A 21,786-nucleotide genomic window follows, 5' to 3' on the forward strand; every position below is an offset into this window, starting at 1 on the left:
CACCCATCTACGGGAGGGGTCGGGTTGGCGGGTGGTGGGGTGCCCGGACGTAAAGCGCAGCAGTCCGGGCACCCCACCACCCGCCAACCCGACACCGCACCTACCTACAAGCCCCGCGCAGCGGCCCGCGCCGCAGGCGCAAACAGCAACCACGGCGGGGAGGCCGACAACGTGGGGCAAGCCCCGCGCAGCGGCAACGCGCCGCAGGCGCAAACAGCAACCACCACGGCGGGAAAGCCAAAAACGTGGGAAGGCAACCCTCACGCCTCGGCGACAACCCCCCGCAGCCACCGGTACGACGCCTTCGGTGTGCGGCGGAGCGTGGTGTAGTCGACGTGGACCAGTCCGAAGCGTTGGCCGAATCCCTCTGCCCATTCGAAGTTGTCCAGCAGGGACCACACGAAGTAGCCGCGGACGTCGACGCCGGCGTCCATCGCCGTTCGCAGGGCCCGCAGGTGTCCGTCGAGGAAGGCGATCCGTTCGGGGTCCTCGATGCCGTCGTACGCACAGCCGTTCTCGGTGATCATCACGGGTGGGAGGGCGGCGCCGTAGCGGTCGCGGAAGGACAGCAGCAGTTCGGTGAGGGCCTCGGGGACGACCGGCCAGCCGAAGCCGGTGCGCGGCCGGCCGGTGATCTCCCGTGGGGCGAACGGGAGTCCGGGCGGGAGGCGGACTCCCAAGAAGTCCGTCGCCTCGGTCGTCGGCGCCCCGATCTTCGTCGGCTGGTAGTAGTTGATCCCGTACCAGTCCAGGGGCGCGGAGATGGTCTTGAGGTCGTCGGCGACCGGGCCGGGCAGCAGCGCGGCGATCTCGTCGTCGGGGTAGCGGCCCAGCAGGATCGGTTCGGCGAAGAGTCGGTTGAGCAGCAGGTCGTAGAAGGCGGCGGCCTCGGTGTCGGCGGGGGAGTCGGACGCCGGCCAGGTCGGGCCGTGCGAGTTGGCGATGCCGATGTCGGTGGCGCCGCGGGCGCGCAGCGCCTGGACGGCGAGGCCGTGGCCGAGCAGTTGGTGGTGGGCGGCGGGCAGCGCGTCGAAGAGCAGCTGCCGGCCGGGCGCGTGCTGGCCCAGGCCGTATCCGAGCAGGGTCAGTTCGGCGGGTTCGTTGAGGGTGATCCAGCGCGTCACCCGGTCGCCGAGCCGGGCCGCCACCGCGTCCGTGTACGCCGCGAAGTGCTCGGCGGTCTCCCGTCGGAGCCAGCCGCCCGACGCCTCCAGGGCCTGCGGGGTGTCCCAGTGGAACAGCGTCGGCACCGGCGCGACCCCGGCCGCGAGCAGCGCGTCCACCAGCCGGTCGTAGAAGTCCAGTCCCGCCGCGTTGACGGCCCCGCGGCCGTCGGGCACGACGCGTGGCCAGGCCACCGAGAAGCGGTACGCGCCGACGCCCAGTTCCTTGAGCAGTGCGACGTCCTCCCGGTACCGGTGGTAGTGGTCGGTGGTCACCCGCGGGTCCGAGCCGTCCTTGATCCGTCCCGCCCCGGCGGCGAACGTGTCCCAGGCGGACGGCCCCCGTCCGTCCTCGTCCACCGCCCCCTCGATCTGGGCGGCGGAGGTGGACACTCCCCACAGGAAGCCGCGGGGGAAGCGGAGTGGGGCGGGGGGCGGCGCGGGTGCGGGTGCGGGCTCCGGTGTCATGCCCCCGGATCCTGGTAACCGCCGGTAACGGTGTCAAGGGGTGGGTGTCGTCAAGTGCCGGTCCGGGCCAGGGGGTTGGGCCGGCGGTCGGCGCCGCTACGCCCCCTCCTTCAGCACCCTCGTGATCAGCTCGCGTTGGTCGTCCGTGAGGTCGGGGTCGGTGCAGTACGCGGTCTCGTCGTCGATCGTGAGGGCGTAGCGGAAGCCGTCGGGGACGCCGGTGGGCGGGGCGGCGTGGGCGGCGGTCATGGCGCGGTCGGCGAGGCCGTGCCAGTCGGTGGCGTCGGTGCGGTCGGCGGTGTCGATCTCGGCGTGGCGCTCGATGCCGGCGAAGCCGCCGGTGCGGCGGATGTGGATGCGCATGGGGCGTTCCTACCCGGTGGGGTGGACGTAGTCGACCCGGCGCGGGCACCCGGGTGGGCGGGAGCGGTCGGGCGCCGCTCCCGCCGGGGAAGCGTCACTTGCCGGTGACGCCGACCGTGGACCAGGCCTTGACCACGGCCTCGTGTTCGCTGCCGGAGGCGCCGTAGCGGGTCTGGGCGGCCTGCACGGTGAGGTGGGCGAAGTCGGCGAACTGCGCGTTCTTCGTCAGGTGGCCGCCGGTCAGGACGTCGTACCAGATCTGGCCGGCGCGCTCCCACGCCTTGCCGCCGAGCGTGCTGGCGACGAGGTAGAAGGCGTGGTTGGGGATGCCGGAGTTCAGGTGGACGCCGCCGTTGTCGTCGGTGGTCTGGACGTAGCCGGCCATGGTGGCGGGCTGTGGGTCCTTGCCGAGCTGCGGGTCGTCGTAGGCGGTGCCGGGGGCCTTCATCGAGCGCAGGGCCTGTCCGTGCACGCCCGGGGCGAGCAGGTCCGCGCCGATCAGCCAGTCGGCCTGGTCGGCGCCCTGGCCGAGCGCGTACTGCTTGATGAGGGAGCCGAAGATGTCGGAGACGGACTCGTTGAGGGCGCCGGACTGGCCCTGGTAGTCGAGGTTGGCGGTGTACTGGGTGACGCCGTGGGTCAGCTCGTGGCCGATGACGTCGACGGGGATGGTGAAGTCCTTGAAGAGCGTGCCGTCGCCGTCGCCGAAGACCATCCGCTGGCCGTCCCAGAAGGCGTTGTCGTACTTCTCGCCGTAGTGGACGGTGGCGTTGAGCGGGAGTCCGGCGCCGTCGATGGACTTGCGGCCGTAGACCTTCAGGTAGAGCTCGAAGGTGGCGCCGAGGCCGGCGTGCGCGCGGTTGACGGAGGCGTCCTTGGACGGGCCCTCGGACTCGGAGTGGACCTTGTTGCCGGGGAGGTCCTGCTGGTGGCCGGCGTCGTAGACGGTGCGGTTCGGCTTGTCGGCGGCGGCCCGGACCTCCTGCGGGACGAGGGACTGGGCGGCCAGGTCGGTGCGGCGGGTGCGGTGGAGGGCGTCGTGCTCCAGGGTGCGGCGGGCCGGCTCGTGGTGGGCCGGGTCGTCGGACTCGGCGAGCTTGCCCAGGATGTGCGGCGGCACGATCGTGCAGAAGACGGGCGTGGTGGGGGCGGGCGCGGTGCGCTTCTGGGTCACGGATTCCTTCATAGGAAGACGGTGGCACTGTGTAATGCGTCTGTCACTGCCAGCGGCCGAAGTTCCCGGAAACGTGTGGTTGGTCGCATTTTCGCCTCTACGTCCACACGGTCCCGCATACTGATACGCGACTGCGGATCTTCGATGCCTCGGCTACGGTGCTGTCCATCATGCGTTTCGGGCTGCTTCTCCTTAGCTGCCGCGGCGAGGGCCTGTAGTCGTAGGCCGACCCCCTCCCCGCGGGATCTGGTGCTGCGTTCGACCGTCGGCCGTCACACGGAACTCCCCGAGGAGCCCAACGCAATGTCGCAGCCTGTCGGCCGCCCCACCCCGATCACCAACGCCACCCACACCCAGGCGTCGTCCGGGATGCCGATCCACAAGTACCGCCCGTTCGAGGCCGTGGACCTCTCCGGACGCAGCTGGCCGGAGAAGCGGATCACCAAGGCCCCCCGCTGGCTCTCCACCGACCTGCGCGACGGCAACCAGGCACTGATCGACCCGATGTCGCCGGCCCGCAAGCGCGAGATGTTCGACCTGCTGGTACGCCTGGGCTACAAGGAGATCGAGGTCGGCTTCCCGTCGTCCGGCGAGACCGACTTCGCCTTCGTCCGGTCGATCATCGAAGAGGGCGCGATCCCGGACGACGTCACCGTCTCGGTGCTGACGCAGGCCCGGGAGGAGCTGATCGAGCGGACCGTCGAGGCGCTGCGCGGCGCCCCCCGCGCCACCGTCCACCTCTACAACGCCACCGCCCCCACCTTCCGCCGGGTCGTCTTCCGCGGCTCGAAGGAGCAGGTCAAGCAGATCGCGGTGGACGGCACCCGGCTGGTGATGGAGTACGCCGACAAGCTGCTGGGCGACGAGACGGTCTTCGGCTACCAGTACAGCCCGGAGATCTTCACCGACACCGAGCTGGACTTCGCGCTGGAGGTCTGCGAGGCGGTGATGGACGTCTGGCAGCCCGAGGAGGGCCGCGAGATCATCCTCAACCTGCCGGCCACCGTGGAGCGTTCGACCCCGTCCACGCACGCCGACCGCTTCGAGTGGATGAGCCGCAACCTGAGCCGGCGCGAGTTCGTCTGCCTGTCCACGCACCCGCACAACGACCGCGGCACCGCCGTGGCCGCCGCCGAGCTGGCCGTGATGGCCGGCGCCGACCGCGTCGAGGGCTGCCTGTTCGGTCAGGGCGAGCGCACCGGCAACGTCGACCTGGTGACGCTGGGCATGAACCTCTTCTCGCAGGGCGTCGACCCGCAGATCGACTTCTCGCAGATCGACGAGATCCGCCGCACCAGCGAGTACTGCAACCAGATGGAGGTCCACCCGCGCCACCCCTACGCGGGCGACCTGGTCTACACCGCCTTCTCCGGCTCCCACCAGGACGCCATCAAGAAGGGCTTCGACGCGCTGGAGGCCGACGCGGCCGCCCAGGGCAGGACCGTCGACGACATCGAGTGGGCGGTGCCGTACCTGCCCATCGACCCCAAGGACGTCGGCCGCTCCTACGAGGCCGTCATCCGGGTCAACTCGCAGTCCGGCAAGGGCGGCATCGCCTACGTCCTGAAGAACGACCACAAGCTGGACCTGCCGCGCCGGATGCAGATCGAGTTCTCCCGGATCATCCAGGAGAAGACCGACGCCGAGGGCGGCGAGATCACCCCGAAGGCCATCTGGGACTCCTTCCAGGACGAGTACCTGCCCAACCCGCAGAACCCGTGGGGCCGCATCCAGGTCAGGGCCGGGCAGACCACCACCGACAAGGACGGCGTGGACACCCTCACCGTCGAGGCGGAGGTGGACGGCGCCGAGACCGTCCTGACCGGCTCCGGCAACGGTCCGATCTCCGCGTTCTTCGACGCGCTGTCGGGCCTGGACATCGACGCCCGCCTGCTGGACTACCAGGAGCACACCATGAGCGAGGGCGCCTCCGCGCAGGCCGCCTCGTACATCGAGTGCGCCATCGACGGCAAGGTGCTGTGGGGCATCGGCATCGACGCCAACACCACCCGCGCCTCCCTCAAGGCCGTGGTCTCCGCCGTCAACCGCTCGGCACGCTGACGCACCTGACGGCCCCGCCTGTCGCCCGGCCCCGCCGCTCCGCACACCGGAACGGCGGGGCCGCGCGCATCCGTACACATTCCGTACGCATTCCCGCCCGCATCCGGCCAGCCGCCGGTCCGTTGTCCGATACGGGGTGCTGACGACACGTCATCGATGTGGCTAACATCACGTAACGAACGGCAACGGAGCCGAAGGGGGCTCTCTCCCGGCCGCCGCTGGGGGCACCCCCACCCATGCCCCAGCGGCCGTGGGGGAATGACGGAGGGCTGACGTGATGCGCAACGTACGTGTGGTGGGGGTGCGCACCTCGTGGCGGACCGTCGCCGACGGCGAGTTCTTCTGTCCCGACTGCGGCGGCGACCGCAACTACCTCCGCCGCACCGGCCGGCGCCGCCTGCACGTCCTCGGCGTCCCCGTCCTCGCCCGCGGTGCCGCCGCCCCGATCCTCGAATGCTCCGCCTGCCGCGGCCGCTTCGGGCTCGACGCCCTCGACCACCCGACCACCGTCCGGCTCTCCACGATGCTCCGGGACGCCGTCCACACCCTGACCCTGGCCCTGTTGGCGGCCGGCGGCACGGCCTCCCGCACGGTCCGCGACGCCGCGGTCACCGCGGTCCGTGCGGCCGGCTCCGCCGACTGCACCGAGGACCAACTCCTCACGCTGCTCGCCGCGCTGGCCGCCGACACCGGCCGGATGAGCGGCACCTACGAGGCGGCCACCGGCGAGGACTGCGGACACCAGGGCCTCGACCCGTGCGGCACCGCGCTGGCCATAGAACTCCACGAGGCGCTGGAGCCGCTCGCCCCGCACCTCGCCCCCGCCGGGCGGGAGGCGCTGCTCCTCCAGGCCGCCCGGATCGCCCTCGCCGACGGCCCGTGCACCCCCGCCGAGCGCGAGGTGCTCAGCACCGCCGGCGCCGCCCTGACGCTCCGCCCGCAGGACGTCGACCGGCTGCTCCTCGCCGCGGCCCGCTCGTCCCGCTACCGCGGCTAGCCCCGCCCCCGGGCGCCGCCCGGCACAAGGACGGCCCCGCCGCCGGTCGCAACCGGCGGCGGGGCCGTATGCCCGCTCGTGGGCTCAGGCCGTCAGCCGCACCGGCAGGCTCGCCACCCCGCCCGCGATGAACCCGCCCGCCGGCTGCAACTCCTCGGCCGGCACGGCGAGATGGATGTCCGGGAACCGCTCGAAGAGCGCCGGCAGCGCCGTGCGCGCCTCCAGCCGGGCCAGCGGCGCACCGATGCAGTGGTGCACCCCGTGGCCGAACGCCAAGTGGTCCTGGCTCGCCCGCTGGACGTCGAACGTCGCGGCCGCCGGACCGTGCTGCTCGGGGTCCCGGCCCGCCGCCGCGTACATCGGCAGCAGCGCCTCGCCCTTGCGGATCACCTCGCCGTGCGGCAGCGCCACGTCCTGGACCGCGAACCGCAGCGGCAGGCTCGCGATGCTCGGCGTCCAGCGCAGCGTCTCCTCGATGACGTCGTTCCACGACACGGCGCCGTCCCGCACCAGCTTCAGCTGCTCGGGATGGGTCAGCAGCGCGAACACCGCGTTGCCCAGCAGGTCCACGGTCGTCTCGTGGCCGGCGCCGATCACCAGCAGCAGGGTGTCCAGCAGCTCCCGCTCGGTCATCCCCTGGCCCTCGTCGTCCCGGGCCGCGACCAGCAGGCTGGTCAGGTCGTCCGCGGGCTGTGCGCGCTTGGCCGCGACCAGCGAGCCGAGCAGTTCGGCGACCGCCAGCTGGGTCGCCGCGGCCTGCTCCGGGGTGGCCGTGGTGTCCATGATCTCGGAGACGACCCGGGCCAGTTCGCTGCGCGGCGCGCCCTCCGGGTAGCCGAACAGTTCGCAGATCACCTGCATCGGCAGCGGGTGGTTGAAGGACTCCCGCAGGTCGACGACCTCGCCGGCCGGCCGCGCCGCGAGCCCGTCGAGCAGGTCGCCGGTGATCTGGGCCACCCGTGGCACCATCGCGTCCGTGCGGCGCGCGGTGAACGCCGGGGCGATCAGCTTGCGCAGCCGGCGGTGGTCGGGGCCGTAGGCGGTGAACATGTTCGTCACGCCGATCCACGACTGGAGCCAACTGCCACGGATCTCCGGGCGTTGCCACTCGGGCCAGTGGTCCCGGGGGTTCTTCGAGATCCGGTCGTCGGTGAGCAGCTCCTTGAGCAGGGCGTGACCGGTCACGCCCCACGCCCGGATGCCACCGGGCAGCTCGATCCGGGTCGCCGGGCCTAGCGCGCGGAGGCGGTCGCCTTCGCCGTGGATGTCGGTGCCGGCCGGGTCGATGACGACGGGCTGCGGTCGCTGTTCTGCCATGGCGTGGCTCCTGCCTGGTCCGGGGTGATGGGGGTGAAACGGGCCGGGAGCGCGGCCAGGGCACGGTGGAAGGCGCCGTTGCGCCACGTCAACTCCGCGGGGGAGGTGGCGAGTTCGATGTCCGAGAGCCAGGCGGTGAGGCGCTCGATGGCGGTGATCGCGATCAAGAGCGCGTGCCGCTTCACCGGGCAGGCGTGCGGCCCCGCCGCCCACGCCAGGTGCGAGCCGCTGCCCGACCCCGGGCCGTTGGCGCCGGTGGTGTCGAACTGGCTGTTGGCCGCCGCGTAGGAGACCATCACCAGTTGTCCGGCGCGCACCCAGGTGCCGTGGAAGAACACGTCCCGGACCGGGTAGTGGGCGGAGTAGTTGGCCATCGGCGGGTCGTTCCACAGCACCTCGTTGATGGCGTCGTGGACGGTCAGCGCGCCACCGGAGACGGTGTTGTAGTAGCGGTCGTCCGAGAGCATGCGGGCGAGCGCGTTGCCGATGAGGTTGGCCAGCGGCTCGTTGCCGGCACCCATCACGAGGATGATGTTGTGGATCAGTTCCTCGTCGCTCAGGTCGTTGGGATGGTCCATCATCCACGACGTGAGGTCCGGTCCGCGCTGTGCCTTCTTCGCGCCGACCAGCTCCATGATGTACTGCGTGTATGCCTCGTTGGCGGCCGTCGCCTCCTCCGGCGAATTGCCCTCCAGCATCCCCGCGATCGCCGCGATCAGCCGGTCGCTGTAGGAATCGGGCAGCCCGAAGAGGGTGTTGAACATCAGCAGCGGGATCAGCCGCGCGTAGTCCGCGATCAGATCCGCCTCGCCGTGGTCACCGAACCGCCGGATCAGGGTGTCCGCCGCGTGGTGCACCCGCGCCCGCAGCTCGTGCGGCTCGACGAGCTTGAAGCTGTCGACGATGGCGTCCCGGTAGCGGACGTGCGCCGGCCCGTCGCTGTAGAAGACGTTCGGCCGCCAGTGCAGCATCGGCATGACCGGCGAGTCCGCCGGGACGGTCTGCATCCAGGCCCGGGAGTCCTTGGACCAGGTCGCGTCGTCGTTCAGCAGCTCCAGCGCCGCCCGGTAGTCGGTCACCAGCAGCGCCGGGACCTCGGGCGCGATCTCCACCGGCGCCACCACCCCGTACTGCCGCAGCCGTGCGTAGATGCGGTGCGGGTCGGCGGCGAAGTCGGGTCCGTACAGCTTCACCGGGGCGTGCGCCTCCGGGTGCGCCGTGGCCTGCGGCGGCCCCGCGTGCGCCGGACAGCCCGGTGGTGGGGCGGCGGCCGCCGGCGGCGGGACGGCCTGCCCGGGGCAGGACGGCGGTGGGGCGGCGCCCGGCTCGTACGGGGAAGTCACGGGTTCGGGTTCTCCTCGGGCAGGGGCGTGTGGTCCAGGACGTGGCGGACCAGTGCGATCAGCGCGTCGACGGACTGTTCCCGGTCGCGGGCGTCGCACAGCACCAGCGGGGTGTCCGGGTGCAGGTCGAGCGCCTCGCGCATCTTCTCCACGTCGTACTGCGGGGCGTCGGGGAAGGTGTTGACCGCGACCGCGTAGCGCAGTCCGGCCTCCTCCACGATGTCCATCACCTCGAACGAGTCCGCCAGTCGGCGGGTGTCGGCGAGGACCAGCGCGCCCAGTGCACCGCGGGCGATGTCCTGCCACAGCGGGCGGAAGCGCTTCTGCCCGGGCGTGCCGAACAGGTACAGCACCAGGTCCCCGGGGAGCGTCAGCCGCCCGAAGTCGATGGCGACGGTGGTGGTGGTCTTGTCGCGCACCCCGGCGAGGTCGTCGACCATCGCGCCGGACTGCGTCATCACCTCTTCGGTGTGCAGCGGCGGGGTCTCCGAGAGCGCCCGGATCAGCGTGGTCTTGCCGACCCCGAAGGGCCCGGCGACCAGCAGCTTGACCAGCGTCTGGTGCTCGCCGGCGAGGTACATGGGGCCGGTCCCGGCGCCGGGGCTAGGACTTGAGAGAGCGGAGTCCATCGAGAACCCTCTCCAGGATCTGCCGGTCGAATTGCTCGGCTTCGGGTATGGGGACTCGGGCGTGCAGGCGCCCGGCATCGACGAGGTCGGCGACCAGCACCTTCACCACGCTCACGGGCAGGTGGAGGTGGGCGGCCACCTCGGCCAGAGTCAGCGCACCGGGCCGGAGCAGCTCCAGGATCCGGTGCTCTTCGGGGCGTACCTCACTGGTGATCGGCATGTCGACGCCGATCAGCACGGTCAGCCGGTCCAACGTGTTGCGGCTCGGTCGGGCACGCCCGCCGGTCGCCAGGTAGGCCGGTACGAGGCGGCGTCCGCTGCTCTGGCGCGGCGTCATGCGTGGCTACCGGTGTCCCGAGCCGGGCTGTTCATGACCTTCTTGCCCAGGGTCGTCACCTGGATCTGCATGTGGTGCGCGACGACTCCCATGTTCACCTCCGGATCGGCGAAGACGGCCAGGCAGGTGTTCTCGCCGGCCGGGATCGCGAAAACGAAACCTTCGTCGGACTCGATGACGGTCTGCCGCAGCCGGGCGTCGTCCTGCTCGGTGAAGGCCGCGGTCACCGCGCGCCCGGCGCCCTGGAGCGCCGACATCATCGCCGCGACGCCCTCGGCGGCCTCCCGCGACAGGCCCGGCGAGGCGCCCTCGATGAAGCCGTCGCCGGAGATGACGGCGGCGTGCACGACATGCGGCAGCTCCAAGAGGGGAGCCAGCACCCAGGACTTGTCCTCGGTGACACGGCGGCGGGTGGGGCTGTTCATGACTGGGCGTTCCCTTCGGGACTGCGCGGGGGTTCGACATGGGCTGCGGCCCGCCCGGATTCGGTGCCGCGCTGGAGCGCCGCCCAGCGGGACCCGGTCTCCTCCGGGGAGCGCAGGTTGAGCGTGTCGGCTTGTGACTCGGGCTGCTGCTCGGCCTGCGGCCGGCGCCGGCGCCGGCGCGGCAACTCGCCCTCGGCCGGCTGCTGCTGCGGTGCGGGCTCGGCGACCGGCGGGGCCGGGGCCGGCCGGACGGGTACGGAGTGCGTCTCGGCCGCGGGCCGCGGCGTCGGTACGGCACCCGCGGGGGTGGCCGGTGCGCTCGCTCCGGTCGGCATCGCGGACGGCACCGCGGCCCGGTCCCGGGGCCCGCCGGGGGCCCGGTGCGGCATCGGCGCCATCACCGAGATCGGCCGGGCGCCCTCGTCGAGGACGGTCAGCAGCGGATCGCCCGGGATGTAGACGACGGCCCGCACGCCGCCGTACGGCGACGGCTCCACGTGCACGCCGAAGCCGTACTGCCGGACCAGCTGGCCGGCCGCCGCGAAACCGGACCGGGGCGGGTCGCCCAACTGCGTCAGCAGCAGCCCGTCGTTGCTGGCCAGCAGCTCCATCGCGTGCTTGAGCTCGTCGTCGTGCATGCCGACGCCGTAGTCGTCGATGATCACCGAGGCGCCGCGGTTGCCCTGCTGGAGCGTGACGGTGACCGGCAGCTCCCGGTGCGAGTGGTGCAGCGCGTTGGCGAGCAGCTCGGTGACGGTGATCGCGATCGGCTCGACGGCCCGCGCCACCACCGCGACCGGGTCCCGCAGCTGGTTGCTGACCTGCACCCGCTCGTAGCCGCGCAGCCGCGAGGTGGCGCCGACCACCAGCTCGGCGAGGTAGGAGTCCTCGCGGGTCAGCCCCGGCCAGGCGCCGCAGACCACGCCGGTGGCCTGGACGCGGCGCAGCGCCTGCTCGTTGAGGAAGTCCGCGTCGAGCAGGTCCTGCGCGATCTGCGGGTCGTCGTACTTGTGCTGCATCGCCTGGAGCGACGTCTGCACCTGGTACAACAGCGCCTGGATCGTGGTGGTGGCGCCGCGCAGCGTGGACTGCGCCGCCGCGTCGACCCGGGTCCGTTCCTTGGTGATGGCCTCGCTGACCTGCGCCATGACGGCGTCCAGCGCCTCGTCGGTCTCCGACCCGCCGAACCGTGCGTCGAGCAGGCCGCGCACCGGGACGTGCGGGTGGGCCAGTGCCAGGGTCAGGTCGGGCAGTCGGGCCTCGGCGAGGTGCCGTACCTCGGCCTCGGTGGCCCGCAGCCTGGCCGACAGCTCCGTGTTGCCGTGGAGCGTGGCGCTGCTGTGTTCCTCGGCGGCAGTCAGGCGGGCTCTGAGGTCGGCACGCTCCTTGCGCACGCGGACCAGGAGCGCCGTCAGCACGACGGCGGCGACCGTACCTGCGCCCAGGCACCACAACAGCGCCTGCGGTATGGATGTCATCGAGATCCTCGTTTGGGGACTGCCGGGGACGTCTCGGCCGCTACGGCTGGCGTGCCGCCGAACATCACCGGATGCTACCTGTCGCTCGACACGCCGTGAGGGTGCTTGACGTGCGGGGGCGGAGAAGTGTGGAAGGTCGCATTGAGGCGTTGATGACCGGTGGGTAACGTGATGAGGCTCCGTCATCCGGAGCCCCGCAGAGGGCTTGTGAAGATGATGTGGACGCGACGCGGATGAAACGCGGTCAGGTCGCCGCATATCGACCGCTCTTGCCGCCTTCCGTGGCGGCGGCCCGCGCCGCGGCGCGACCGCACCGTGGCACCTCGACGCGTCATCCCCTCACCCCTGTAAGCAAGTTGATGGTCCATCAGGAAAATTGACGAGCGGTCGATCGTCGCCCGCGACGGTGCGCCGCCCCGCCGCGCACGGGTGGCGGCCCGTCCGTCGCCCCGCCACCCGAACCGGTCGCGGAGCGTCACGCCCGCACCGCGCACGGTGAGGGGCGTGATGCCCGGAAAGCGCCGCGTTCCGTGCAGTGATATTCCGCACGATCGCGCGGTGCGGGCCGTGCCCCCGAGGTGCGGGCGGCCCGGCCCGGAGGGGCCGCGGGGCGCGGGACGGCGGGCCCGGTGGGGGTGCGGGAGAATGGCGGCATGACTCTGTTCCGCGACGACGGCATCGTGCTGCGCACCCAGAAGCTGGGGGAGGCGGACCGGATCATCACCCTGCTCACCCGCGGCAACGGCCGGGTGCGGGCCGTGGCGCGCGGCGTGCGGCGGACGAAGTCGAAGTTCGGGGCCCGCCTGGAGCCGTTCTCCCACGTGGACGTGCAGTTCTTCGCGCGCGGCGGCGAGCTGATCGGGCGCGGGCTGCCGCTGTGCACGCAGAGCGAGACGATCGCCGCATACGGGGGCGCGATCGTCACCGACTACGCCCGCTACACCGCCGGCACGGCCATGCTGGAGACCGCCGAGCGGTTCACCGACCACGAGGGCGAGCCGGCCGTCCAGCAGTACCTGCTGCTGGTCGGGGGGCTGCGGACGCTGGCCAACGGGGAGCACGCCCCGCACCTGGTGCTGGACGCGTTCCTGCTGCGCTCGCTGGCGGTGAACGGCTACGCGCCGAGCTTCGACTCCTGCGCGCGGTGTGGAATGCCCGGTCCGAACCGGTTCTTCTCGGTGGCGTCGGGCGGCGTGGTGTGCGGTGACTGCCGGGTGCCCGGAAGCGTCGTACCCTCCTCAGAGGCCATCGGCCTCCTGGGCGCGCTGTTGACCGGCGACTGGGAGACCGCGGACGCCTGCGAGGCCCGGCACGTCCGAGAGGGCAGCGGCCTCGTCGCGGCGTATCTGCACTGGCACCTGGAGCGCGGCCTGCGGTCCCTGCGCTACGTGGAGAAGTAGCGCCGGACGCGACCGACCGGCCACGACGACTTCGTGAACACACCGTCCATCGAGATTGCATAGGAGACGTGGGGCGCATGGCAGTACGCGGGATTCTGGGGCGCAACCGACGTGAGTACCAGACGCCCGAGCCGCATCCCTCGGGCGCGCGTCCGCCGAGGATCCCCGGCGAGCTCGTGCCGAACCACGTCGCCGTCGTGATGGACGGCAACGGCCGGTGGGCGAAGGAGCGCGGGCTGCCGCGCACGGAGGGCCACAAGGTCGGCGAGGGCGTCGTCCTGGACGTCCTCAAGGGCTGCATCGAGATGGGCGTGAAGAACCTCTCGCTCTACGCCTTCTCCACCGAGAACTGGAAGCGGTCGCCGGACGAGGTCCGCTTCCTGATGAACTTCAACCGGGACGTCATCCGGCGGCGCCGGGACGAGATGGACGCGCTGGGCATCCGCATCCGGTGGGTCGGCCGGATGCCGAAGCTGTGGAAGTCCGTGGTCCAGGAACTCCAGGTCGCCCAGGAGCAGACCAAGAACAATGACGCGATGACGCTGTATTTCTGCGTGAATTACGGCGGTCGGGCGGAGATCGCGGACGCCGCGGCGGCCATCGCGGCGGACGTCCGGGCCGGGAAGCTGGACCCGTCCAAGGTCAACGAGAAGACCGTGGCGAAGTACATGTACTACCCGGACATGCCCGATGTGGACCTGTTCGTCCGGCCGTCCGGTGAGCAGCGCACCTCGAACTACCTGATCTGGCAGAGCGCCTACGCCGAGATGGTGTTCCAGGACATCCTGTGGCCGGACTTCGACCGCCGGAACCTGTGGGACGCGTGCTACGAGTACGCCAAGCGGGACCGCCGCTTCGGCGCGGCGCCACTGGACGACGGCGAGAAGGCGACCTGAGCCCGGGCCCGCGGAACGGGCCGGTGCACGGCGGACGGGCCGCCTCCCCACGCGTGGGGAGGCGGCCCGTCCGCCGTTTCCAGCCGGATCCGTCCGGGATTGCTCACAGGCTCCGGTCGCGGTGGGTGGGGCGGCCGTCGAGGACGGTGAGCAGGACCGGCAGCCGGGGCAGGTCGGTGGCGGGCGTGGTGAGCGGGTCGTCGGCGAGGACGGTGAGGTCGGCGCGGTGGCCGACGGCGATCCGGCCGGCCCGGTCCTCCTCGCCGGCGGCGTGCGCGGCGTGCACCGTCATGCCCCGCAGGGCCTCCAGCGCGGTGAGTGCCTGCTCGGGGCCGTGCGGCGGCTGGGCGAGGTCACGGGTGGGGCGGCGGTGGCGGGCGCCGGCCATCACGCCCAGCGGCGGGTAGGGGGCGATCGGCCAGTCGGAGCCGAGGACCACGGTGGCGCCGGCGTCGGTCAGGTCGCGGCAGCGCCAGGCGCGGCCGGCGCGCTCCGCGCCGAGCCGGCGGGACCAGTTGTCGGTGTGGTCGGCGCGGGTGAAGTCGCAGCAGTGGGTGGGCTGCATGGACGCCAGCACGCCGAGTTCGGCGAAGCGGCGCAGGGTGTCGTCGGGCACCGTCTCGATGTGTTCGATCCGGTGCCGGACCCCGTTGCGGTCGGCGCGCCGGGCCTGCGCGACGGCGTCCAGGACGTGCCGGACGGCGGCGTCGCCGATGGCGTGGGTGGCGGTGGGCACGCCGGCGGCGTGCAGGCGGCCGATGACCCGGGTGTAGGCGGCGGGGTCGGGCCAGAAGGCGTGGGTGGACTCGCCGTGGCAGTCGGGGCGCTCCAGCCAGGCGGTGCCGTTGTCGATGGTGCCGTCCATGAAGAGCTTGACGCCCGCGGTCCGCCAGAGCCGGCCGCTGGTGCCCTGCTGGGCGATGAGCGCGCGCACCCCGTCGGCGTCGGTGCCGGGCTGGCACCAGGGGGCGACCCGCAGCCGCAGCGGCAGGTCGCCGGCCGCGTCCAGCTCGTCGTAGAAGGCGAGGCTGTCGCCGTTCGCGTCCATGGCGTGGCCGCCGGTCAGGCCGGCGGCGGCCATGGCGCGCAGCGCGGCGGCGAGCCGGGCGCGGCGCTCCTCGCGGGTGGGCTGCGGGGCGGCCCGTTCGACCAGTTCACAGGCGGCGTCCTCCAACAGCAGCCCGGTGGGCCGGCCGGCGTCGTCGCAGACGACCTCGGCGGCCTGGTCGAAGGTGCGCGGGCCGTCCACGCCGGCGCGTTCCAGGGCGCGCGGGCTGGCGAGCATGGAGTGCGCGTCGAAGAGCTGGAGCAGCGCCGGGACGCCGTCCAGGACGGGCGCGAGCGCGGCGGTCTCGATCGGGCGGTCGCCGAAGACGTTGGGGTCCAGTCCCCAGCCGTGCAGCCAGGCGCCGGGGGCGAGGGCGGCGACCTCGCGGGCCAGCGCCGCGCGGACCGCGTCGAGGTCGGTGCAGCCCGACAGGTCCAGTCCGTGGGTGAGTTCGGCGCCGGAGACCGGGTGCAGGTGCCCGTCGGTCAGGCCGGGGGTGACCACCGCCCCCTTCAGGTCGATCACCGTCGTCGCGGCGTCGGCGAGCGCGCGGATCTCGCGGTCGGCACCGAGCGCGGTGATCTTCCCGTCGGTCGCCGCCAGCGCGGTCTGGGGCAGGAAGGTGCCGGTCACCGGGTCGAGCAGGCGGGCGGAGAGCAGGACGAGGGGGGCGGGCACGGCGGCTCCTGGGAAACGCGAAGCGGGAACGGGAACGGGGAGCGGGAACGGGAGCGGGGAACGGGAGAGGGAACGGGGGAGGGGCGGGTGCGGTACGGGCGGCGGGCTACGCCCCGTCCGTCGCGGCACCGTCGCCGGCGGCGTCCTCGGGCGCGTCGTCGACCGGCGGGGCCAACGCGCCAGCCGGTAGGGCGAGTTCGCGCTCCGCCAGGGTGATCGCCATGCGGGTCACCGCCGTCGGGCGGTTGCCGGTGTCGGTGTTGGCGTGCGCGCCGAGGCCGTCGAGCACCACCAGGATCTGAATGGTCGTCACGTCCGGGTCCGCGGTGCGGAACTCGCCGTCGGCGACGCCCTCGTGGAGCAGCGCGGCGAGCCGGCCGCGCCAGGCGCCCTCCTGCTCGGCGACCCGGTCGCGCAGCAGCGGGCGGTAGCGGCTGAGGTGGCGGGCGTTGATCCACAGGCGGCTGATCGCGTCGTACGCCTCCCCGGTGGTGTGCGCGAAGAACCGCGCCAGCCGTTCGGTGGGGCGCCGGCCGGGGGCCGCGGCCGGCAGCAGGCCGTCGAGCTCGTTGCGGGCGGCCGTGCCGAACGCCTCCGCGACCAGTTCCTCGGCGGACGGGAAGTAGTGGCTGATCAATCCGGGGCGGACGTCGAGGTCCTCGCCGATCCGCCGCAGGGTGATGCACTCCAGCCCCTCGGCCAGGGCGACCGCGGCCGCGGCGTCGACGATTTCGGCCCGCCGGGCGGCCGGGTCCTTCCGGATGCGTTTGCGCTGAACCCTTGACGACATACCCCGGATGCTATTGAGTGTGCGACCAATAAGCAACAAGGCCGCTGACGCACCAGCTCGTTGTGGCCGAGGTCGCTCACGACCAGCTCCACGGAGGGCCCATGGCGTCCACGACCCCCGACCCGGCGTCCACACTTCCCGACCCGCGCGCCGGCACCGACGACGCGTCCGGGACGGCCGCGCCGGCCCCGGACCGCGCCGGCCGGATCGAGGTCCACGGCATCGACCACATCCCCGACGCGGACCGCCATGGCCGCCCGCGCGGACTGTTCTCGGTCTGGGCCGCCGCCAACGTCAACTACCTCAGCCTGGTGGTCGGCGGCGCCCTGGTCCTCATGGGCCTGACCCTCCGGCAGGCCCTCGCGGTGATCGTGGTCGGCAACCTCTTCTGGGTCCTCACCGGCGTGCTCGCGGTGCCGGGACCGGCCGCCGGCGCCCCCAGCGAAGTGATCACCCGCGCCCTCTACGGCGTCCGCGGGAACCGCGTGAACAACGCCGTCACCGGCTGGCTGATCTCGGTCTGCTACGTGGCGCTGAACCTCGCCTCGGCCGCCAGCGCCGCCTTCTCGCTCGTCGAGGAGACCGGCATCCACGCCACCACCGGCGTCAAGACCGTCGTGGTGGTGGCCATCGCCGCGGTCACCCTGACCATCAGCGTCTACGGGCACGCGCTGATCGTGAAGCTCTACACCCCGATCACGCTGGTCCTCACCGCGGCCTTCGCGGTCGTCGCCTACGCGGTCCTCGACCACGCCGACTTCGGCTACGCGCCCGCCCACCCGCTGACCGGCACCGCCCTGTGGGCCACCGTCTTCGGCGGGATCACCCTCATCGCCTCCGGACCGCTGTCGTACACCACCAGCGCCGACTTCTCCCGCTACCTGCCGCGCTCCACCTCACCGCTCGCGGTGGTGGGCTGGACCGCCCTCGGCGGCTTCCTGCCCGGCGTGGCCGTCTGCTCCCTGGGCGCGTTCGCCGCCACCGCCGTCGACATGACCGACCCGCAGACCGCGCTCCAACGGATCCTGCCCGGCTGGTTCACGCCGCTCTTCCTGCTCGCGCTGGTCCTCGGCACCGTCGCGATCAACGCGCTCACCGCCTACAGCGCCGGCCTCGCCCTCCAGGCCGTGGGCCTGCGCATCCGCCGGTCGGTCAGCATCCTCGCCGACGGGGCGGTCGCCGTCGGCCTGACCCTCTACGCGCTGCTGGTCTCCAACTTCCTCGACACCGTCAGCAACGTGCTCCAGCTGACCGTCGTGCTGCTCGGCCCCACCGCGGCCGTCTACGCCACCGACATCGTGCTGCGCCGCAACCGCTACGACGGCCCGGCGCTCACCGACGAGGGCCGCGGCGGGCCGTTCTGGTACACGGGGGGCGTCAACTGGGCCGGCGCCACGGCCCTCGCCGGCGGCGTCGCCGTCTCCGCCTGCTGCGTGGACACCCTCTACACCGGCCCGCTGGCGGCGGCCGCGGGCGGCGTCGACCTGGCCCTGCCGGCCGGCCTCGTGGTCGCGTCCGCCCTCTACGCGCTGCTGGCCCGGCGCGCCGTGCGCCGCTGAACTGGCCCGCGGGGCGGCGGGCCGGTGCCGGCCGGGGCCGTCAGACGCCCCGGCCGCCCGCCTCCGCCTTGGTCGCGCACTCCCCGCACGTCCCGAAGATCTCGACGGTGTGTGCCACGTCGCGGAAGCCGTGCTCGGCGGCGATCTGGTCGGCCCACTTCTCCACCGCGGGGCCCTCCACCTCGACGGCCGTGCCGCAGCCGCGGCACACCAGGTGGTGGTGATGGTCGTCGCTGCTGCACCGGCGGTAGACGGCCTCGCCGTCGCTGGTGCGCAGCACGTCGACCTCGCCGGCGTCCGCGAGGGACTGCAACGTCCGGTAGACGGTGGTCAACCCGACCGAGTCGCCGCGGTGCTTGAGCATGTCGTGGAGCTCCTGTGCGCTGCGGAACTCGTTGACCTCGTCGAGTGCGGCCGAAACCGCGGTGCGCTGCCGCGTCGACCGGCCGCGGACCGGAGATCCCGCGCTCGTCGCCACCGTTGCCTCCCTAGGACGTCAGGACTTCTCCCGCGCATGCGTTTGGCCATTGTGCCAGGTGATGACCGGAAGCCCTGTTTGGCGCTTACATGTACTCCTCTATGTATCCCTCGGCCGGGCGGTCCCACACGCACCGCCCGGCCACCGTTTCCGACACTTCCCACGACCGCCTGTAACGCCGTTACGCCCGGCGTCGCCGCGGCCCCGCCGAGGTCACACCCGGACGTCGTCCTGCGCGGTGCGGCTGCCCGGTACCTCCAGGGTGCACCCCTCGCCGGCCGCCGCGGGCGCTCCGGCCCGCCTTCGGGCCAGCGGGGTGGCCACCGCCGTGAAGACCACGAACAGCGCGATGGCGAACAGCACGATGGTCGCGCCGGACGGCACGTCGACGTAGTAGGAGGCGGTGGTGCCGGTGAGGGTCACCACCACGCCGATCGCCACCGCGGTCACGAAGGTCACCGCGAAGCTGCGGCTGATCTGCTGCGCGGCCGCGACCGGGATGACCATCAGCGCACTGACCAGCAACAGGCCGACCACCCGCATGGCGACCGTGACGGTGACCGCGGCGGTCACCGCGACCAGGAGGTTCAGCAGCCGCACCGGCAGACCGGTGACCCGGGCGAACTCCTCGTCCTGGCAGACCGCGAACAGCTGGCGGCGCAGCCCCACCGTGATCGCCAGCACCAGTGCGGCCAGCACGTAGATCGTCGTCATGTCCTGCGGCGAGACGGTGGTGATCGAACCGAACAGGTACGTCCCCAGGTTGGCGCTGGAGCCGGCGTCCGAGAGGTTCATCAGCATCACGCCGCCCGCCATGCCGCCGTAGAACAGCATGGCCAGCGCCAGGTCGCCGCGGGTCTTGCCGTACCAGCGGATCAGCTCCATCGCCACCGAGCCCAGCACCGCGACCGCGGTGGCGACCCAGACCGGGCTGGTGTTGAGCAGGAACCCCAGGCCGACACCGGTCAGCGCGACGTGACCGATGCCGTCGCCCATCAGGGCCTGGCGGCGCTGGACGAGGTAGATGCCGATGGCGGGTGCGGTGATGCCGACGATCAGCGCGGCGATCAACGCCCGCTGCATGAAGGCGAAGGAGAGCATTTCCATGGTGGCGGGCCCCTAGCTCAGCAGGCCGGTGCGGAGCGGTTCCGCGGCGGCGTCGGCGTGCGGGTGGACGTGGTCGTGGCCGGGCAGGGCGTGCTGCCCCACCGCCTCGGGCGGCGGGCCGTCGTGGACGACGCAGCCGTCCCGCAGCACCACCGCGCGGTCGATCAGCGGCTCCAGCGGGCCCAGTTCGTGCAGCACCAGCAGCACCGTGGCGCCGCGGCCGACCTGTTCGCGCAGGGCCGAGGCCAGCACCTCCTGGCTCGCCAGGTCCACGCCGGCCATCGGCTCGTCCATGATCAGCAGGTCGGGTTCGCCGGCCAGCGCACGGGCGATCAGCACCCGCTGGTGCTGGCCGCCCGACAGGGCGTTGACGGAGTCCTTGGCCCGGTCCGCCATCCCGACCAGCTCCAGCGCGTGGTGCACCGCGCTCCGGTCGGCCTTGCGGAGCAGGCCCAGCTTCGTCCGGGCCAGCCGACCGGCCGTGACCACCTCGCGGACGGTGGCCGGCACCCCGCCGGCCGCCGTGGTGCGCTGCGGCACGTAGCCGATCCGGGCCCACTCCTTGAAGCGGCGGAACGGCGTGCCGAACAGCGCCAGGTCGCCGCCGGTCAGCGGGACCTGGCCGATCACCGAGCGGACCGCGGTGGACTTGCCCGAGCCGTTGGCGCCGAGCAGCGCGACGACCTCGCCGGACCGCACGGTCAGGTCGACCCCGCGGAGCACCGGTCGGGCGCCCAGCGACGCGGTCGCCCCGCGCAGCGCGATGACCGCCGACCGGTCCCCGGCCGACCGCTCGGCGGCCTCCGGGGCTATGACGGGCTGGCCGGTGTCCTTCATCTGGTGACCTCCGTCGTGCGGTGCGTCCTGGGGTGTGGGATGTGCCGGGTGTGCGGGATGTGCGGCGCGGGCCGCGCCGGGCGCCCGGTGGGCACGTGGCGCGCGGGACGCGGGCGGGGGCCGGTCACTTGGTGCCGAGCGCCTTCTGCAGCGCGACGAGGTTGGCGCGCTGCACCGAGAAGTAGTCCGTGCCGCGGGACTTGTTGGTGATGCCCTCCAGCGGGTCCAGCACGTCGGTCTTCAGGTGCAGGTCGCCGGCGAGGGTCTTGGCGGTGGCCGGGTTGGCCAGCGTCTCGAAGAACACCGTGGACACGTGGTGGCTCTGGGCGAGCGTGTGCAGCTCCTTGATCCGGTTGGCGCTGGGCTCGGACTCCGGGTCCAGGCCGCTGATCGCCTCCTCGGTCAGGCCGTAGCGCTCGGCGAGGTAGCCGAAGGCCGCGTGGGTGGTGATGAAGGTGTCCGAGGCGCGGTTCTTCAGCCCGTTCGCGAACTCCGTGTTCAGCGCGTCCAGCTTCTTCACCAGGACGTCGGTGTTCTTCTGGTAGTCGGCCTTGTGCTGGGGGTCGGCCGCCGCGAGGGTCGTGTTCACGCCCTTCGCCACCTGGGCGTACTTCACCGGATCCAGCCAGATGTGCGGATCCTGGCCGGGCTCGGACTCGGAGTGCGAGTGGTTGTCGCCGGTGGTGTGGTGGTGCCCGTCGACCTCGGGGCCGTGCACCTCCATGGGGGTCAGCTTCGCCGCGTCGGCGATGTGCTTGACCCCGGACTGGGCGATCGCGGTGTCCACGGCGGGCTGTAGGCCCTTGAGGTAGACGATCGCGCCGGCCTGGCTGAGCCGCCCGGTCTGCTGGGGGGTGAGCTCCAGGTCGTGCGGCTCCACGCCGGGCTCGGTGAGGTTGGACACCTCGACGTGCGACCCGCCGATCTGCTGGGCGAGGAACTGCATCGGGTAGAACGACGCCGTCACCTTCAGCTTGCCGTCGTCGGTGCGCCCGGAGGCGGTGGTGGAGCAGGCGGACAGGGCCAGCAGGCCGAGGACCGCGGCTCCGGCGACGACTGCGGTGGATATGTGCGGGCGTACGTTCATGACACTCATTTTCAACAAAGGTGGAAATGATTGTCAACAAAGTGCGCGCCAGGTCACAGGGCGAAGCCAACCGGCCGGAAGCGATCCGGAATCGATTTGGTCCGTGGGGTACGCCCGCCGCTACCCTGAACTATTCGCCCAGCCGTCTCCT

Annotated in this window: 20 protein-coding genes; 5 read left to right on the forward strand and 15 right to left on the reverse strand. The window is 72.4% G+C overall.

Annotated features, from left to right (window positions below):
* Nucleotides 1–260: 260 nt before the first annotated feature.
* The 3 genes from ABD385_RS36270 to ABD385_RS36280 all read right to left on the reverse strand — a co-directional run bounded on the left by ABD385_RS36270 (nt 261) and on the right by ABD385_RS36280 (nt 3,180).
* Nucleotides 261–1,631 carry a GH1 family beta-glucosidase gene (locus ABD385_RS36270; protein ID WP_344583910.1) on the reverse strand — a complete coding sequence of 457 codons (1,371 nt, stop codon included), beginning with the start codon at nt 1,629–1,631 and terminating at the stop codon, nt 261–263.
* Between the two features lie 96 nt (nt 1,632–1,727).
* Nucleotides 1,728–1,994 carry a protealysin inhibitor emfourin gene (locus ABD385_RS36275; protein ID WP_344583911.1) on the reverse strand — a complete coding sequence of 89 codons (267 nt, stop codon included), beginning with the start codon at nt 1,992–1,994 and terminating at the stop codon, nt 1,728–1,730.
* Nucleotides 1,995–2,088: 94 nt separating this feature from the next.
* Complete coding sequence (locus tag ABD385_RS36280) at nt 2,089–3,180, reverse strand: M4 family metallopeptidase (protein WP_344583912.1); 1,092 nt, start codon at nt 3,178–3,180, stop codon at nt 2,089–2,091.
* A gap of 291 nt (nt 3,181–3,471) precedes the next feature.
* Between ABD385_RS36280 and leuA the strand changes: the two genes are divergently transcribed.
* Both leuA and ABD385_RS36290 read left to right on the forward strand, forming a co-directional pair.
* Nucleotides 3,472–5,229 (forward strand): 2-isopropylmalate synthase, encoded by a 1,758-nt coding sequence (gene leuA / locus ABD385_RS36285; RefSeq protein ID WP_344583913.1) that lies wholly within the window; start codon nt 3,472–3,474, stop codon nt 5,227–5,229.
* 277 nt (nt 5,230–5,506) lie between these two features.
* On the forward strand, nt 5,507–6,226 hold the full coding sequence (locus tag ABD385_RS36290; protein WP_344583914.1) for a TerB family tellurite resistance protein: 720 nt from the start codon (nt 5,507–5,509) through the stop codon (nt 6,224–6,226).
* A gap of 84 nt (nt 6,227–6,310) precedes the next feature.
* On the opposite strand, the gene ABD385_RS36295 is transcribed toward ABD385_RS36290, so the two are convergent.
* The 6 genes from ABD385_RS36295 to ABD385_RS36320 are packed head-to-tail and all read right to left on the reverse strand — an operon-like array spanning nt 6,311 to nt 11,755.
* Nucleotides 6,311–7,543, reverse strand: coding sequence for a cytochrome P450 family protein (locus ABD385_RS36295; RefSeq protein ID WP_344583915.1), 1,233 nt, complete (start codon nt 7,541–7,543; stop codon nt 6,311–6,313).
* Nucleotides 7,459–8,886, reverse strand: coding sequence for a cytochrome P450 (locus ABD385_RS36300; RefSeq protein ID WP_344583916.1), 1,428 nt, complete (start codon nt 8,884–8,886; stop codon nt 7,459–7,461). The genes ABD385_RS36295 and ABD385_RS36300 overlap by 85 nt, the downstream gene beginning before the upstream one ends.
* On the reverse strand, nt 8,883–9,467 hold the full coding sequence (locus tag ABD385_RS36305) for a GTP-binding protein (RefSeq protein WP_344583917.1): 585 nt from the start codon (nt 9,465–9,467) through the stop codon (nt 8,883–8,885). Before ABD385_RS36305 ends, ABD385_RS36300 begins: the two co-directional genes overlap by 4 nt.
* 22 nt (nt 9,468–9,489) lie before the next feature.
* Nucleotides 9,490–9,852, reverse strand: coding sequence for a DUF742 domain-containing protein (locus tag ABD385_RS36310; RefSeq protein ID WP_043264273.1), 363 nt, complete (start codon nt 9,850–9,852; stop codon nt 9,490–9,492).
* The gene (locus ABD385_RS36315; protein WP_016575341.1) at nt 9,849–10,277 is read right to left on the reverse strand and encodes a roadblock/LC7 domain-containing protein; all 429 of its coding nucleotides are present in this window, start codon (nt 10,275–10,277) and stop codon (nt 9,849–9,851) included. Before ABD385_RS36315 ends, ABD385_RS36310 begins: the two co-directional genes overlap by 4 nt.
* The gene (locus tag ABD385_RS36320; protein ID WP_344583918.1) at nt 10,274–11,755 is read right to left on the reverse strand and encodes an ATP-binding protein; all 1,482 of its coding nucleotides are present in this window, start codon (nt 11,753–11,755) and stop codon (nt 10,274–10,276) included. The genes ABD385_RS36315 and ABD385_RS36320 overlap by 4 nt, the downstream gene beginning before the upstream one ends.
* 653 nt (nt 11,756–12,408) lie before the next feature.
* Here ABD385_RS36320 and recO point away from each other — a divergent pair.
* Nucleotides 12,409–13,155, forward strand: coding sequence for a DNA repair protein RecO (gene recO / locus ABD385_RS36325; protein WP_344583919.1), 747 nt, complete (start codon nt 12,409–12,411; stop codon nt 13,153–13,155).
* A gap of 77 nt (nt 13,156–13,232) precedes the next feature.
* Entirely contained in the window at nt 13,233–14,051 is an 819-nt protein-coding gene (locus ABD385_RS36330) for an isoprenyl transferase (protein WP_344583920.1), read from the forward strand.
* A 103-nt stretch (nt 14,052–14,154) separates the two neighbouring features.
* On the opposite strand, the gene ABD385_RS36335 is transcribed toward ABD385_RS36330, so the two are convergent.
* Entirely contained in the window at nt 14,155–15,777 is a 1,623-nt protein-coding gene (locus ABD385_RS36335) for an amidohydrolase (protein ID WP_344583921.1), read from the reverse strand.
* A gap of 106 nt (nt 15,778–15,883) precedes the next feature.
* On the reverse strand, nt 15,884–16,567 hold the full coding sequence (locus tag ABD385_RS36340) for a TetR/AcrR family transcriptional regulator (protein WP_344583922.1): 684 nt from the start codon (nt 16,565–16,567) through the stop codon (nt 15,884–15,886).
* 101 nt (nt 16,568–16,668) lie between these two features.
* Here ABD385_RS36340 and ABD385_RS36345 point away from each other — a divergent pair, with 101 nt between their 5' ends.
* Nucleotides 16,669–18,126, forward strand: a complete 1,458-nt coding sequence (locus ABD385_RS36345; protein WP_344583923.1) for a purine-cytosine permease family protein — start codon at nt 16,669–16,671, stop codon at nt 18,124–18,126.
* 40 nt (nt 18,127–18,166) lie between these two features.
* On the opposite strand, the gene ABD385_RS36350 is transcribed toward ABD385_RS36345, so the two are convergent.
* The 4 genes from ABD385_RS36350 to ABD385_RS36365 form a co-directional block, all read right to left on the reverse strand.
* Nucleotides 18,167–18,604, reverse strand: coding sequence for a Fur family transcriptional regulator (locus tag ABD385_RS36350; RefSeq protein ID WP_344583924.1), 438 nt, complete (start codon nt 18,602–18,604; stop codon nt 18,167–18,169).
* A 213-nt stretch (nt 18,605–18,817) separates the two neighbouring features.
* Nucleotides 18,818–19,711: a metal ABC transporter permease gene (locus ABD385_RS36355; protein WP_344583925.1), complete on the reverse strand. Its 894-nt coding sequence runs from the start codon at nt 19,709–19,711 to the stop codon at nt 18,818–18,820.
* Nucleotides 19,712–19,723: 12 nt separating this feature from the next.
* On the reverse strand, nt 19,724–20,548 hold the full coding sequence (locus ABD385_RS36360) for a metal ABC transporter ATP-binding protein (RefSeq protein ID WP_344583926.1): 825 nt from the start codon (nt 20,546–20,548) through the stop codon (nt 19,724–19,726).
* A 124-nt stretch (nt 20,549–20,672) separates the two neighbouring features.
* Complete coding sequence (locus ABD385_RS36365) at nt 20,673–21,635, reverse strand: metal ABC transporter substrate-binding protein (RefSeq protein ID WP_344583927.1); 963 nt, start codon at nt 21,633–21,635, stop codon at nt 20,673–20,675.
* Nucleotides 21,636–21,786 lie beyond the last annotated feature (151 nt).

This window comes from Streptomyces lunalinharesii (genome assembly GCF_039532155.1).
GTDB classification, from domain to species: domain Bacteria; phylum Actinomycetota; class Actinomycetes; order Streptomycetales; family Streptomycetaceae; genus Streptomyces; species Streptomyces lunalinharesii.